At 70.9% G+C, this 15,171-nt stretch carries 12 protein-coding genes; 5 read left to right on the forward strand and 7 right to left on the reverse strand.

What is annotated here, in order from left to right; genetic code table 11:
- Positions 1-100: 100 nt before the first annotated feature.
- Entirely contained in the window at positions 101-2,080 is a 1,980-nt protein-coding gene (locus AB0I15_RS48540) for an FAD-dependent oxidoreductase (protein ID WP_358112857.1), read from the reverse strand.
- A 4-nt stretch (positions 2,081-2,084) separates the two neighbouring features.
- Positions 2,085-2,762: an alpha/beta hydrolase domain-containing protein gene (locus AB0I15_RS48545; protein WP_358112859.1), complete on the reverse strand. Its 678-nt coding sequence runs from the start codon at positions 2,760-2,762 to the stop codon at positions 2,085-2,087.
- Between the two features lie 191 nt (positions 2,763-2,953).
- Between AB0I15_RS48545 and AB0I15_RS48550 the strand changes: the two genes are divergently transcribed.
- The 5 genes from AB0I15_RS48550 (at position 2,954) to AB0I15_RS48570 (ending at position 8,444) form a co-directional block, all read left to right on the forward strand.
- The gene (locus AB0I15_RS48550) at positions 2,954-3,799 is read left to right on the forward strand and encodes a shikimate dehydrogenase (protein ID WP_358112861.1); all 846 of its coding nucleotides are present in this window, start codon (positions 2,954-2,956) and stop codon (positions 3,797-3,799) included.
- An 11-nt stretch (positions 3,800-3,810) separates the two neighbouring features.
- Positions 3,811-5,595, forward strand: coding sequence for a TIM barrel protein (locus AB0I15_RS48555; protein ID WP_358112863.1), 1,785 nt, complete (start codon positions 3,811-3,813; stop codon positions 5,593-5,595).
- A gap of 9 nt (positions 5,596-5,604) precedes the next feature.
- Positions 5,605-6,255 (forward strand): TetR/AcrR family transcriptional regulator, encoded by a 651-nt coding sequence (locus AB0I15_RS48560; protein ID WP_358112865.1) that lies wholly within the window; start codon positions 5,605-5,607, stop codon positions 6,253-6,255.
- A gap of 114 nt (positions 6,256-6,369) precedes the next feature.
- A complete protein-coding gene (locus AB0I15_RS48565; protein ID WP_358112867.1) occupies positions 6,370-7,671 on the forward strand; it encodes an MFS transporter in 1,302 nt (433 codons plus the stop codon).
- A complete protein-coding gene (locus AB0I15_RS48570) occupies positions 7,668-8,444 on the forward strand; it encodes an N-acyl homoserine lactonase family protein (RefSeq protein ID WP_358112869.1) in 777 nt (258 codons plus the stop codon). The genes AB0I15_RS48565 and AB0I15_RS48570 overlap by 4 nt, the downstream gene beginning before the upstream one ends.
- A gap of 65 nt (positions 8,445-8,509) precedes the next feature.
- Here the strand turns inward: AB0I15_RS48570 and AB0I15_RS48575 are convergent, their stop codons facing one another.
- From AB0I15_RS48575 to AB0I15_RS48595, 5 genes are all read right to left on the reverse strand, one after another.
- Positions 8,510-10,573, reverse strand: a complete 2,064-nt coding sequence (locus tag AB0I15_RS48575) for a PQQ-binding-like beta-propeller repeat protein (RefSeq protein ID WP_358112871.1) — start codon at positions 10,571-10,573, stop codon at positions 8,510-8,512.
- 63 nt (positions 10,574-10,636) lie between these two features.
- A complete protein-coding gene (locus tag AB0I15_RS48580) occupies positions 10,637-11,338 on the reverse strand; it encodes an ABC transporter ATP-binding protein (RefSeq protein ID WP_358112873.1) in 702 nt (233 codons plus the stop codon).
- Positions 11,335-13,140 carry a branched-chain amino acid ABC transporter ATP-binding protein/permease gene (locus AB0I15_RS48585; RefSeq protein ID WP_358112875.1) on the reverse strand — a complete coding sequence of 602 codons (1,806 nt, stop codon included), beginning with the start codon at positions 13,138-13,140 and terminating at the stop codon, positions 11,335-11,337. Before AB0I15_RS48585 ends, AB0I15_RS48580 begins: the two co-directional genes overlap by 4 nt.
- A complete protein-coding gene (locus AB0I15_RS48590; protein WP_358112877.1) occupies positions 13,137-14,006 on the reverse strand; it encodes a branched-chain amino acid ABC transporter permease in 870 nt (289 codons plus the stop codon). The genes AB0I15_RS48585 and AB0I15_RS48590 overlap by 4 nt, the downstream gene beginning before the upstream one ends.
- Before the next feature lies 1 nt (position 14,007).
- Positions 14,008-15,150: an ABC transporter substrate-binding protein gene (locus AB0I15_RS48595; RefSeq protein ID WP_358112879.1), complete on the reverse strand. Its 1,143-nt coding sequence runs from the start codon at positions 15,148-15,150 to the stop codon at positions 14,008-14,010.
- Between the last annotated feature and the right edge of the window lie 21 nt (positions 15,151-15,171).

The following is a 15,171-nucleotide window of genomic DNA, read 5'->3' on the forward strand; positions in this document are numbered from 1 at the left end:
CACGAGCAGAGTCTGAAGCGATCACGACCGCCGAGGTGGGACCTTGATCGGCGTGTCACCACAAACAGGGCAAACCCAATCTGCTACGGCACTAGATCGGTCAGCGGGCCTCGCACGCCCGGCCGATCGTCCAGGCCACCTCCTCCGCCGCCAGGAAGCACCGGTGGATCGAGCCGCCGCTGCCCCCGGCGTCCCCGATCGCGTGGACACCGAGCCGCGGCCGCCGAGCCTCGCACGCCGCGAGCAGCCCGGTGCGCGGGACGACGCCATGGGAGAGCAGCAGCGGCCCGGACACGGGGATCCACTCTTCACGGTCGCCGGACCGGACGAGCAGGCGGTCCGGTTCGACGGAGGAGATCGCGGCGGCCAGCAGGATGCGCACCTTCGGGTTCCCGGTGAGCCTCGGCACCATGAGGATCTTGGCGCGGCGGCCGACGTCGGGGGCGAGGCCCGGCTGGGAGCCGATGAGCAGCACCTCGGCCCCGGCGGCGGCGAGGTGGTCGGCGACGGCGACGCCCTCGCGGTCGGCGCCCCAGATGACGCAGGTGTCGGGGACGTCCTCGTCGAGGGCGAGCCAGCGGCGTACGTCGAAGACGTGGGGCAGAGCGATGCCCGGGACGTCCGGCAGGCGGCCGGTGCCGCCGGTGGCCAGCACGATGGCGTCCGCCTCATGCCGTGCCAGCACCTCCGCGGTTACGGGGACACCGGTGTGGACGGTGACGCCGAGCCGGTCCAGCTCGGCCGCGCACCATCGCAGGATGCGGTGATATTCCGGATAGGCCCGGAGGCGGCCGGCGAGCGCGAACTGGCCACCGACGTGCCCCGCGCGTTCCAGCACCCGAACCCGCTGACCCTGCTCGGCCAACTGCCGTGCCGCCTCGAGACCGGCCGGGCCCGCGCCGATCACCAGCACCGACGCCTTCGTCGAGGGGGCTGCCGGCGCGCCGAGGTGCTCGCGGCCGGCCTGGGGGTTGACCGAGCAGGGGATCGGCTCCCCGGTGCCGAGCCGGTCGATGCAGTGGTTGCAGGCGATGCACGGCCGGTAAAGCCCTCCGCCGAGAGCGTGGCGGGGAAAGTCGGGGTCGGCGTGGAGCGTTCGAGCCAGGGAGACGAAGTCGGCCCGGCCGCCGGCGACGATCGCCTCAGCGCTCTCCGGTGTGCTGATCCGGCCGGCGACGCCGACCGGCAGCCCCAGCGCGCGGTAGGGCTCGGCGAACGGGGCGAGCAGGCCGCGTTCCCACTCGCCGGGCTGGATGATCCACTGCCCCGCCTCGTACGACCCGGCCGAGACGTCGAGAAAGTCCAGCAGGTCCAGGCGGGCGCGTGAGATCAGGCCGAAGGTCGCGTCCGCGGTCAGTCCGCCCTCGAACCCCTCGTGTGCCGAAATCCTCAGACCGACGGCCACCCCGGTTCCCGCCTGCCGCCGGACCGCCTCGATGACGAGGTCGAGGAAGCGGAGGGGGTCGGCGAACTCGTCGGTGCGCAGGTTGCGGGCGGGGGAGAGGAACTGGTGCACGAGGTAGCCGTGCGCGCCATGGATCGAGATCACGTCCACGCCCGCCTCCCGGCAGCGGCGGGCGCCTTCGGCGTAGGCCTCGACCAGCTCGTACACCTCCGCGGTGGGCAGTTCGCGCGGCGTCTCGCCGCCCGCCGGCAGGCAGGGGACGGGGGAGGGGGCGACCGGCCGGAGCCCGCTGACCGCGCTCTGGGCGGTCCGGCCCCCGTGGTTCAGCTCGACCCCGAGCAGGGCGCCCCCGGCGTGCACGGCGGCGGCCAGCCGGGCGATGCCGGGGACGCGGGCGTCGGTGTCGGCGCCCATCTGGCGCAACCGGCCCCTGCCGTCCGCGCGTACGTAGGCGGCCTCGGCGAACACCAGTGCCGCGCCGCCGCGCGCCCGCCGGGCCAGGTACTCGACGTAGCGGTGGGTGACGGTGCCGTCGATCTCGCAGTAGTTGCGTTCCATGGGCGCCGCGACGAAGCGGTTGCGCAGGCGCGCGGGGCCTAGCGCCAGCGGCCGGCCCACGGCCGGACCGTCCGCCGCCCGCCCACCCACGGCCGGACCGTCCGCTGCCCGTGTCACCTTCTCACCTGCCCACGTCGGAGCGTTCGGCATCGCGGACGGTCCTGTCGGCGTCCCGCCGGGTGATGAAGCCGTCTCGCAGGTTCCGTTCGGTGGCCTGGCGCACCTTGGTCACGTGGTCGCGGTGGCGGGGATACAGCTCCTCCAAGGTGGTCTCGTCGAAGGGGATCCAGGTGCCGCCCTGGCGGCAGGCGCTGGTGGTGGTGTCGGTGACCTCCAGCCTGGGGGCGGTGGGCGGCCGCCGGTTCTCCCGGGCCCAGCGCACGGCGTGGTCGAACATCGCGTTCAGCACGTACTCGTAAGGGAGGTTGCTGCGTGCCGGGGAGACGCACGGCGCGGTGGGCCCGGCGAGCAGGCCGGACACGCCGGCCGTCTTGAAGACCCGGGAGGTCAGGTCGGGGCGGATGCGCACGCCGCCGTCCACGATGGTGATCACGTCATAGACGGGCGCGAGGGGGTGCACCGAGTTGGCGTAGACGGCCAGCCGGGAGGCCGATTGGGACTGGCCCGTCGCGATGAGCGTCCTGACCTGGAGATCGCCGAGGGGGCGTGCGTCCCGCGGGCCGGTGAGCGCCTGGGCGGCCTGGGTGAAGACCCACGCGTATCCCTCGTCGAGCAGGTGGCGGAAGGAACGGGACCACATGACCTCGTAGGGCGACAGGCAGGCCAGAAGAGGGCGCATGGGGCACTCCGTCCCGAAAGTACGGACTAGATAGTTCACAACGCTGCGGCAGCGGCGCGGTGAAGTCAAGGGAGAGATCGCTTCCGTACGAGCCGCGGCGACTGTGCGCTAGCCACCTAACTCACTAGTACGTACATTAGGAGGGCGCCGACGGCCACCCCTCTGTCGCACCTGCTGGAAAGGGAGAAGTGATGGATTCATTCCTGATCGGATTGATCGGCTCGGGCATCGGCCCCTCCCTGAGCCCACCGCTGCACGAGCAGGAGGCCGTGCACCACGGGCTGCACTATGTCTACCGGCTGCTCGACATCGATCGCGTGGGCGGTGACGTGGGCGACCTGGTCCGTACGGCCCGGCGCTTCGGCTACGACGGGCTCAACGTCACCCACCCCTGCAAGCAGGACGTCATCCCGCACCTGGACGAGCTGTCGCCCGACGCCCGCATGCTCGGCGCGGTCAACACCGTGGTGTTCGACGGGGAGCGGGCCATCGGGCACAACACCGACTGGACGGGCTTCGCCGAGTCGTTCGCCCGGGGCCTGCCTGACGCGCCTGCCCACCAGATCGTGCAGCTCGGCGCCGGAGGAGCGGGGGCCGCGGTCGCGCACGCGCTGCTCACGATGGGCGCCGACCGGATCACCGTGGTCGACTCCGACCCGGCGCGGGCGCGCGCCCTCACCGGTGAGCTGGCCGCCCGCTACGGCGCCGAACGCGCCCACCACGCGACTCCGGCCGAGTTGCCCGAGCTCCTGGCCGAGGCCGAAGGGCTGGTGCACGCGACACCGACCGGCATGGCCCACCATCCGGGCATGCCGCTGCCCGCCGAGCTCCTCCATCCCGGCCTGTGGGTGGCCGACATCGTCTACCGGCCGCTGGAGACCGAGCTGCTGCGGCACGCGCGGGCCGCGGGCTGCCGGACGCTGGACGGTGGCGGCATGGTCGTCTTCCAGGCCGTCCACGCGTTCCGGCTGTTCACGGGCCGGGAGCCGGACGCCGAGCGGATGCTCGCCCACCTGACCGATCTCATCGCCGTCTGAAGGAGGAACGTATGCGCAAGTCCATCGCCACCGTGTCGGTGAGCGGCACCCTGGTGGAGAAGCTGGAGGCCATCGCGGCCGCGGGGTTCGACGGGGTGGAGATCTTCGAGAACGACCTGCTGGCCTGCCCGCTGCCGCCGGAGGAGGTGCGGGCCAGGGCCGCCGACCTCGGCCTCGGCATCGACCTCTACCAGCCCTTCCGTGACTTCGAGGGGGTGCCCGCCGAGGTGCTGGCGGGTAATCTGCGCCGGGCCGAGCACAAGTTCCGGGTCATGGAGCGTCTCGGCGCGGACCTGCTGCTGGTCTGCTCGAACGTCTCGCCCGCCGCGATCGGCGGCGACGAACTGGCCGCCGAGCAGTTGCGGCTGCTGGCCGAGCGGGCCGCCGCGCACGGGATCCGCATCGCCTACGAGGCGCTGGCCTGGGGGCGGCACGTCAACGAGTATCTGCACGCCTGGCGCATCGCCCGGCTGGCCGACCACCCCGGCCTGGGCGTGTGCCTGGACAGTTTCCACATCCTGTCGCGCGGCTCCGACCCGATCGGCATCGAGGCGATCCCCGGCGAGAAGATCTTCTTCCTGCAACTCGCCGATGCGCCGCTGCTGGCCATGGACGTGCTGCAGTGGAGCCGCCACTACCGCTGCTTCCCCGGGCAGGGCAACTTCGACCTGGCCGGGCTCGTCGAAAGCGTGCGCCGCGCGGGCTACGTCGGGCCGCTGTCGCTGGAGGTGTTCAACGATGTCTTCCGCCAGGCGTCGGCGGAGCGCACCGCACTGGACGGCATGCGCTCGCTGATCGCCTTGGAGCAGGGTGCGCACGAGCGGGGAGCATACGAGCGGGGTGCGCACGAGCGGGGTGCGCACGAGCAGGGTGCGCACGAGGTGACGCATCCGGCCGTGCCCGCCGGGTTCGCCTTCGCCGAGCTGGCCGACACCGGGGCGGTCGGCGGGATGCTGGCCGCGCTCGGCTTCGCGCGTACCGGGACGCACCCCACCAAGCCGGTCGAGCTGTGGGAGCAGGGCGGCGCGCGGTTGCTGCTCAACGCCACGGGCGCCGACCCGGCACTGATCGCCATCGGCCTGGACAGCCCCGATCCCGCCGGCGCGGCCAAGCACGCCGAGTCGCTGCTCTCGCCGATCCTGCCACGCGAGCGCACCTCCGAGGAGGCCAGGCTGGAGGCGGTGGCCGCCCCGGACGGCACCGAGATCTTCTTCTGCGACGACGCCTGGCTCGCCGACTTCGTCCCCTCGGGGCCCGTGCCCGGCCCGGTCACCGGCATCGACCACGTGGCCCTCGCCCAGCCGTGGCACCACTTCGACGAGGCGGCGCTGTTCTACCGCAGCGTGCTCGGGCTGCGCCCGCAGGAGAGCCTGGAACTGCCCGACCCGTACGGCCTGCTGCGCAGCAAGGCCATGTCGGGCCCCGACGGGGCGGTGCGCGTGGTGGTGAACATCGCCCAGGTCGGCGCCGACCACCTGCCGTGGCAGCACGTCGCGCTGGCCTGCGATGACGTCGTGGCCGTCGCCCGCAGGCTGCGAAGGGAGCACCCCGGGCTGCTGTTGCCGATTCCCGGCAACTACTACGACGACCTGGAGGCCCGCCATGAGGTCGATCCCGGGCTGCGCGACCTCGGCGTGCTGTACGACCGGGACGAGCACGGCGCGTTCCTGCACGTGTACACCGTCACCGTGGGGCGGGTCTTCTTCGAGATCGTCCAGCGGATCGGCGGCTACCAGGGCTACGGCGCCGGCAACGCCCCCATCCGGCTCGCGGTGCAGCACGCGGCAGGTCACTAGGATGAGTGGGTGACGTCCCAGCCCGCCGCCCCCGAACGTCAGCGGGATCCCGACCGCACCAAGGCGGAGATTCTCGAGGTCGCCCAGCAGGAGTTCGCCCGTCACGGCTACGCGGGGGCGCGGGTGGACGAGATCGCCGCCCGCATGCGCACGACCAAGCGCATGATCTATTACTACTTCGGCAGTAAGGAGCGGCTCTACGTCGCCGTCCTGGAGAAGGCCTACGCCGAGGTCCGGGAGATGGAGCGGGCGATCGAGGTCGAGCACCTCGCCCCCGTCGAGGCCATCCGCACCCTCGCCGAGCTGACCTTCGACCACCACGACCTGCACCGCGACTTCATCAAGCTGGTCACGATCGAGAACATCCACCAGGCCGACTACATCCGCAGGTCGCAGGCGCTGGCGAACCTGGGCACGCCCGTGCTCGACCTCATCGAGGCGATCCTCGACGCCGGCACGGCGAGCGGCGACTTCGTCACCGAGGCCGACGCGATCGACGTGCACATGCTGATCAGCTCGTTCTGCTTCTTCCGGGTGGCCAATCAGCACACCTTCGGTGCGCTGTTCGGCCGCGACATGACCGCGCCCGAGCATCGTGCCCGGTTACGCGCGATGGTGGGGGATATGGTCGTCGCCTATGTGCGGGGCTCGGGCGCCTGATCCCGGTCCGAACGCTTAATCCCCGGATGACACCCTTGTAATGTACGAACCGGTGAGTTAGTTTCCTGTCACCGCACTACCCCCCGACGTCACCGTGAGGAGCATATTGTGACGGTGCAGGGCAAACCTCGCAAAGCGGCCATTGCGGCTTGGATCGGCAGTGCCTTGGAGTACTACGACTTCTTCATCTATGGCACCGCGGCCGCGCTGGTCTTCAACAAGATCTTCTTTCCTTCCTCCTCGCCCGCCACGGGAACGCTGCTCGCGCTGGCCACGTTCGGCGTCGGCTATCTGGCCAGGCCCGTGGGCGCCTTCGTGCTCGGGCACGTGGGCGACAAGTTCGGCCGCAAGCGGGTGCTGGTCACCACGCTGGTGATGATGGGCGGCTCGACGTTCCTGGTCGGCTGCCTGCCCACCTACGACCAGGTGGGCCTGCTGGCGCCGATCCTGCTCGTGGTGCTGCGCCTGATGCAGGGCTTCTCGGTCTCCGGCGAGCAGGCGGGTGCCAACTCGATGACGCTGGAGCACGCGCCGGAGGGCCGGCGCGCCTACTACACCAGCTTCACGCTCAACGGCACGCAGGCCGGCCAGATCATCGCCACGGCCATCTTCCTGCCGATCGCCGCGCTCCCCGAGGACCAGTTGCTGAGCTGGGGCTGGCGGGTGCCGTTCTGGCTGAGCGTCGTGGTGGCGGTGGTCGGGCTGATCATCCGGCGCACGCTGGAGGAGACGCCGGCGTTCGAGCAGGAGGTCGCCACCAACACCGTGGCCAAGATGCCCCTGGCGGTGCTCTTCCGCGAGCAGTGGCGCGACGTGCTGCGCGTCGTCGTGGCCGCGGTCATCGCGTCGGTCAGCACGATCTTCACCGTGCACGCCCTGTCGTACGCGGTCAACACCATGGGCCTGGAACGCACGCCGATGCTGTGGGTGGGCGTGCTGGCCAACGTCGCCGCGGTGATCACGATCCCGCTGTGGGGAAAGCTGTCGGACCGGGTGGGCCGCAAGCCGGTCTTCATCGGCGGATCACTGGGATGCGCGGTGCTGATGTTCGCCTACCTGTGGTCGATCTCCGTCGGCGACTACCTGCTGATCTTCATCGCCGGCATCGTGATGTTCGGCATCGTGCACAGCGCCACCAGCGCGGTGTGGCCGTCGTTCTACGGCGAGATGTTCACCACCCGGGTCCGCCTGTCCGGCATGGCGATCGGCACCCAGATCGGCTTCGCGATCGCCGGGTTCGCGCCCACCGTGGCCACCGCCGTGGCGGGCACCGGTCCGGAGAGCTGGCTCGGCGTCTCGGTCATCACCGCGGTGGTGTGCCTGGTCAACGTGGCCGCGGTGGCGACCGGCCGGGAGACCTACCAGGTGCCGACCGCCGAGCTCGGGCCCAGGCCCGCCGGGAAGGTGACGGTGTGAGCGGCTTCCGCGTCCACGCCGTCCGCTACGCCCGGCGCGCCGCCCGGCGCGGCGAGCACTTCCACGGCTACGAGCCCGGCGGGGAGAGCTCACACCCGACCGCCTACTACGTCTGGCTGGCGGTCTCCGGCGAGCACACTGTCGTCGTCGACACCGGCATCGCGCCGGAGCGGGCGGCGCGGGTGGACGGCATCGACTACCGCTGCTCGCCCGTCGAGGCCCTGGCCGAGCTGGGCGTCACGGCCGAGTCGGTGGACCACGTGGTGCTGACCCATCTGCACTACGACCACACCGGAACCGCGCACGAGTTCCCCCGGGCCCGATACGTCGTGCAGCAGGCCGAGCTCGACTACTGGAGCGGCCCGTGGGCCGAGCGCATCGCCCGCGAACGCTGGCTGCTCAACGAGCACGACCTCGCCCACCTGCACTCCGCCCGCAAGGACGGACGGGTGCAGGTGGTGGACGGCGACGCGTTCGTCGTCCCCGGGCTGAGCGTGCACCTGGTCGGCGGGCACACGGCGGGCATGCAGGTGGTGCGGGCCGAGACGGCCCGCGGCCACGTGGTGCTGGCCTCGGACGCCAGCCACTTCTACGAGAACATCGAGGGCGACCGGCCCTTCCCGATCCTGCACAGCATGACCGGCATGTACGGCGCCTTCGACCGCATCAAGGAGCTGGCCGACGGCCCCGAACTGGTGGTCGCCGGCCACGATCCGCTGGTGCTCGAACGTTTCCCGCTCCTGGGCCCCGACGTCGCGCTGATCGCGCCCTGAGCCCCGCCTTCCCGCGCTCCGGAACGCGCTCCGGAACGCGCTCCGGAACGCGGTCAGGAACGCGGTCAGGCGGGCAGGACCTCGATCTTGCCGGTCGGGCGGGGGCTGAAGGTGTCGTTGAAGAAGTACTCGCCCGGCTTGGTGAAGGTGTACTGGAAGGACTCGCCGGGCTTGAGCCGGATGTCGAAGAGGCCCTCGAAGAACTGGGTCGCGCCGTGGACGTTGACGTTGTCCGCGGGGTTGACGAACGTGACCGTGGTCCCGGCGGGGACGCGCAGGTGGGTGGGGGCCATGGCGTTGACGGCGGTGGATTCGACGGCGCCGACCTGGCCGTTGTCGTACACCCGGGCGAGCACGACGGTGTTGCCGACGGCGGCGCCGTCCACCGGCTGACCGGAGACCGGCCGGCGGACCACGGGCGCGGGCGGGGTGGCGGCGGGCGCGACGGCGCCGCCCAGCTTGAAGGCCCACAGGTGGTCGCCGCGCGGGGCGGAGTTGCCGTAGGGGATGCCGGTACCGCCGGCGTACACGGCGATGTACTGCTCGCCGTCGATCTCGTAGGAGATGGGGGCGCTGCTGACGGCCGCGCCGGTCTGCCAGCGCCACAGCTCGCGGCCGTCGCGGGCGTCAAGGCAGAGCAGGTTGCCGTCCGGCTGGCCGATGAACAGCAGGTCGGAGGCGGTGGTGAGGATGCCGTTGCCGTGGGCCAGCGAGTAGGGCAGGTTCCGCTTCCAGCGCACCCGGTTGGTGGCGGGGTCCACGGCCACGACGCCGCCGGTCATGTACTCACCGGGCGGGCGCAGGCCGTTGGACGCCTCGGTCAGGGAGTGGGCGGCGGCGACGTAGCCGAAACCGGTGTACACCAGGCGGGTGCTGTGGCTGTAGGACTGGTGGTTCCAGTCGGCGCCGCCGCCGTGGCCGGGGATCGTGAGGATGGGCTCGTCCCAGTGCGGGGTGAACAGGGGGCCGATCCGGTAGTTCGGCACGGCCCGGTGCGGGGCGCCGGGGATCTCGGTGCCGAGCGGCTGGCGTACCGGGGTCTGCTCGGTCCAGCCGCCCTGGCGCGGGAAGGGCTGGGTGGGCCAGGTCTTCTGGCGGGGCTCCTGCGGGACCGGGCGCTCGTCGATGCCCAGCGGGGCCGAGCCGTCGGCGCGGTCGAGGATGTAGTACATGCCGGTCTTGCTGCCGTACACGACGAGTTTGCGGACGCGGCCCCGGATGCGGGCGTCGAGCAGGACGGGCGCCATGACGTTGTCCATGTCCCAGATGTCGTGGTGGATGGACTGGAAGTGCCAGCGGTAGGCGCCCGTCTTCAGGTCCATGGCCACGATCGAGTTGGCGAACAGGTTCTGGCCGCCGCGCTCCGAACCGTCCTGCGACGACCTGCTGCCCCGGGCGTTGCCGAACGTCCAGTAGACCAGGCGCAGCTCCGGGTCGATGGCGCAGTGCATCCACGGCGTGGCCCCGCCGTTCTGCCAGGAGTCGCCCTCCCAGGTGTCGTTGCCGAACTCGCCGGGGCCGGGCGTGCCCCAGAAGTGCCAGGCCAGGTCGCCGGTCTCGGCGTCGAAGGCGAGCGCGGCGCCGCGCGGGCCGTCGTTGGTGCCGCAGTAGAGCATGCCGTCGTGGTAGGTGACCGCGACCTTCTCCAGGTTGCCGTACCCGTCGTGCTGCCGCTCCCACAGCACCTGGCCGGTGCGCCGGTCGAGGGCGATGAGCCAGTTGCCGTTGGCGCAGGTGTAGACCCGGCCGGCGCCGACCGCCACCCCGCGCCGGGTGACCGCGCCGCGCGTCTGGGCGTACTTCCAGAGCGTGGCCCCGGTACGGCCGTCCACCGCGACCACGTTGCCCACCGCCGACTCGACGTAGAGCACGCCGTCCACGGCCACGGCGGTGCTCTGGCTGTTGCCGGCCATGAGCCCGCCCTCGATGTGGTTCACCCAGGCCCCGCGCAGGCGCCCGACGTTGCGCCGGTGCAGGTCGCGCAGCCCGCTGTAGCCCTGGTTGGCCAGATTGCCGCCGATCTTGGGAAAGTCCCGGTCGGGCCGGTGCGGCGTGGCGGCGGCCGCCTCCGGCCCGGTCAGTACGGCGGCGGCCACGGCACCCATGAGTAACTCTCGTCGACGGACCATGAGCATCCCCTAACGTTTGGACGGTTTCATCCGACTGATGGACACACCACAGAGCGCCGGCCGTCACAGGCCGAGATAGATCCGCCGGACCTGGGGGTCGCTGCTCAGCTCGGCCGAGGTGCCGGTCGCGGCGATCTCGCCGTTCTCCATGACCAGGCAGGTGGTGGTGACGTCGAAGGTGAGCTTGGCGTTCTGCTCGACGAGCAGGATGGCCAGGCCGTCGGCGTTGAGCTTCTTGAGCACGCCGGCGATGTCGGCCACGAGCTTGGGCGACAGCCCCATGGAGGGTTCGTCCAGCAGCATCACCTTGGGCCGGCACATCATGGCGCGGCCGACGGCCAGCATCTGCTGCTGGCCGCCGGACAGGGCGCCGGCCAGGCGGCCGCGCATCTCGCCCAGCACCGGGAACAGCTCGTACACCTCGTCGATCGGGGTGCTCTTCCAGCTCCTGGTGTACGCGCCGAGCAGCAGGTTCTTCTCCACGGTGAGCCCGGGGAAGACGTGCCGGCCCTCGGGGACGTAGCCGATGCCGTGCCGCACCAGGGTGTGGGCGGGCGCGCGGAGCAGGTCGTGCTCGCCGAAGCGGATGGTCCTGGCCTGCCGCGGCGCCAGCCCCATGACCGCCTTGAGGGTGGAGGTCTTGCCCGCCCCGTTGGCGCCGATGATGCCGAGCGACTGGCCGGGTGCGACGGTGAAGGAGACGTCGTGGGCGGCACGGACGCCGCCGTAGTGAACCGACAGTCCTTCCACGGTCAGCGTGGTCATCGGGTTGCCTCCTCGACAGCGGCCTCGGCGCTCTCCTCGGTCGGTGCGGACATCGAGTCGCCGAGATAGGCGGCGACCACGTCGGGGTGCACGGCGACGTCGGCGGGCCGGCCGTCGGCGATCACCCTGCCGCTGGACAGCACGGTGACCTGGTCGCACAGGGACATGACCAGGCCCATGTTGTGCTCGATGATGATCACGGTGACGCCCGAGTCCCTGATGGAGCGGACGATGTCGGCGAGCTGGCGGACCTCCTCGCCGTTGAGCCCGGCGGCGGGTTCGTCGAGCAGCAGCAGGGTGGGGGACATGGCCATGGCGCGGGCCAGCTCGATGCGGCGCTGGACGCCGTACGGCAGGGAGCGTGGTCCGGCGTCGGAGACCTCGGTGAGCCCGAAGCGCTCGATGAGATCGCCGGCCCGCCGTCGCAGCTCCCGCTCGTACCCCAGGACCTTCCACGGCAGGCTCGGGTAGCGCCAGATCCACCAGGTGCGTGTGCGGTCCAGGCCGAGCAGGAGGTTCTCGCGCACGCTGAGGTCCTCGAACAGGCGCAGGTTCTGGAAGGTGCGCGCGACGCGGCGCAGCGAGAGCTGGTACGGCGCCATCCCGGTCACGTCGTGCCCGCTCAGGACCACCGATCCCTGGCCGGGCCGGTAGAAGCCGCTGATCACGTTGAACAGCGTGGTCTTGCCCGAGCCGTTGGGACCGACGATGCCGCGGATCTGCCCCGTGGGAACGGTGAGGGAGACGGCGTCGAGCGCCACCAGGCCCTTGAACCGCATCGTCACCTCCCTGATCTCCAGGGCCTCCTCCCCGGCGGCCGGGGACACGGCGTCGTAGGGCCGGAACGGGCCGAGCTGGGCGCGTGAGCCGCCGCCGCGCCCGCGCCGCAGCGACCGGAGCTGCTCCGGCAGGCCCGCCAGTCCCTTGGGCGCGAAGACCACCACGAGCACGACCACCAGGCCGTAGCCGAGCTGCGCGAAGCCCGAGGCGTCCAGCAGCGCCTCCCTGACCAGGGACAGCGCGACCGCGCCGACGACACAGCCCAGGATGCTGCTGCGGCCGCCGATGATCACCATGGCCAGCAGCAGGAACATGTTGGCGATGTTGAACGATTCGGGGGCGACGAAGCGGATGAGCCCGGCGTACAGGATGCCGGCCAGGCCGCCGTAGAGGCCGGACAGCACGAACGCGGTCATCCGCAGCAGCGGGATCTCGGCGCCGAGCGCGCCCGCGGCCAGGTCGTCGTCGCGCATCGCCCGCAGCCGCCGGCCCAGCGGCGAGCGGGTGACCAGCAACGCGAAGACCAGCGCGACGGCGAAGACGATCAGCTCGACGTAGTAGAACAGGTAGCCGCTGGACAGGTCGATCCCGAACATGGGCGGCACCGGTATGTCGCTGATGCCCTCGGCGCGGCCGGCGATGTGGGCGTTGGTGACCCAGTTGGTGAAGGCCAGCGCCAGGCCGAGGGTGACGATGCCGAGATAGTGCGACTGCATGCGCAGCGCCGGGATCCCGACCAGCACGCCGAACACCACGGCCGCCAGCAGCGCCAGCCCGGACGCGGTCCAGAAGCCGAGTCCGGCCTGGGTGGTCAGGATGGCGACCGTGTAGGCGCCGACGCCGAAGAAGGCGACCTGGGCCAGGTTGATCTGCCCGGCCACGCCCATGGTCAGCCCGAGCCCGACGGCCAGGATCGCGAAGATGATCGCGACATCGGCGACGTGAATGGCGTAACCGCCCAGCCCGTAGGGCAGCAGCCAGGCCGCGACGGCCAGGGGTACCAGCCAAATCAGACGTTTCATGCGCGGTTCACCGTTGCCTCTCCGAAGATGCCGGTGGGCCGGATCATGACGATGACGGCGAAGACGAGGAAGGTGACCAGTTCGGAGTACTCCTGGAAGTTGCCGGCGGCGAAGGAGTCGAGCAGCCCGAAGGCCAGCCCGCCGACGATCGCGCCGGGCATGCTGCCGAACCCGCCGAGCATGGCCGCGGCGAAGCCCTTGATGCCGAGGGTGCCGCCCATGGTCGGGTTGACGTACAGCATGGGCCCGATCAGGCTGCCCGCCAGCGCCGCGAGCCCGGCGCCGATGGCGAAGGCCATGGCGTTGCTGCGCCCGACGTGGATGCCGACCGCGGTGGCGGCCTGGTGGTCCATGGCGACCGCCTGCATGGCCGCGCCGCGCTTGGTGCGCTGCAGGAACAGGGCCAGCAGCCCGGTCGCGGCGGCGGCCACGGCGATGACCAGGAGGCTGTAGGTGGGGATGCGGATGCCCGCCACGTCGATCGGCCCGGTCGCCACGGGAGAGGGCACGGCATGGCCGGTGGCGCCCCAGACGAGCACCGCCCCGGCCTCCAGCACCGCGCCGAAGCCGATCGTGCCGATCAGCATCAGCGTGAAGTCCTTGTTCTCCAGCGGTCGCAGGAAACGCTCGATGACCAGGCCGATCAGCGCCGTGACGGCGATGGCCACGACGATCGCCACGGCGAACGGCAGCTTGCTGGCCATGTAGAAGGTGGAGGCGGCGTACGCGCCGATCATCACCACGCTGCCGTGGGCGAAGTTCACCAGGCCCATGGTGCGGTAGACGATCGAGAAGCCCATCGCCACCAGCGCGTACACCGCTCCGAACGTGACCCCGCCGATCAGGGTCTGAAGGAAGACCTGCACGTCAGCTCGCGGCCTCGGGGACGACCTTGCCGTCCTTGACCAGGCCGATCTTCGTGGCGTGGATGCCGACGCCGTTGGCGTCGTAGTCGTAGTTCCCCAGTAGCCCGGCCCGCTTGACGCCGCGGATGGCGTCGGCCAGCTTCTGCCCGCCCTCGCCGTTGGTCTGCTTCAGCGCCTCGATCAGGATCGACGCGCCGTCGTAGGCCTTGGCGACGTGCATGCGGGCGTCCTCGTTGTAGGCGGCCTTGTACTTGGCGGCGAACGCCTTGATCTCCTCGCTGGCCTCGTTGCTCAGATACGGAGAGCTGACCACGGTGTCCTCGGCGTTCTTCAGCCCGGCCGTGGTGGCGTACACGTCGGTGCCCATGGGGGCGCCGCCCGCGAACACCGCCTTCAGCCCCAGCTCGCGGGCCTGCTTGGCGATCAGCCCGGACTGGACCTCCTCGGCGCCGACGAACAGCACCTCGGGGTCCTGCTCGCGGATCTTGGCGAGGTTGGAGTTGAAGTCCTTCTGGTCGGGGGTGACGACCTCGTCGGCGACCGGGGTGACGCTCCTGCTCTTGAGCGAGGTCAGGAAGGCGTCGTGCTCGCCCGCGCCGTACGCGCCGTTGTTGCTGATCAGCGCGATCTTCTTCATGCCCTTGTCGTCCACCAGGTACTTGGCCAGTGTCTCGTCGAAGGTGACGCTGGTCGGCGCGTTGAGGAACAGGAACGGGCTCTTCAGCTCGGCCAGCTTCGGCGACTGGCCCGAGGTGATGTTCGGGATCTTGGCGTCCTTCAGGATAGGCGCCATGGCGAGGGTGACGGCGCTCTCGGCGGTGCCCAGCATCGCGATGTAGCTCTCGGCGGAGATCTTCCTGGCCACGTTGGTGCCGACCGTGGGATCGCCCTGGCTGTCGAACAGGTCGAGCTTGATCTGCCGGCCGTTGATCCCGCCGGCCTTGTTGACCTCGTCGATGGCGAGCTTGACGCCCTTGTGCTCCCACTGGCCCAGGGAGCTGAGCTGCCCGCTCTGCGCGTTGACGTTCGCGATCTTGATCGGGCCGGTGGCGTTCGCCTCGGTGCTCCCGGACTGGCCGGGGGGAGCGCAGGCGGCGAGGGCTATCAGGGCCGCGGCTGCGATGGAGAATCTCGTGAAATGCACGGTTCACCTCGTAGGGGGGTA

Source organism: Nonomuraea sp. NPDC050643, from assembly GCF_040654715.1.
Classification (GTDB): domain Bacteria; phylum Actinomycetota; class Actinomycetes; order Streptosporangiales; family Streptosporangiaceae; genus Nonomuraea.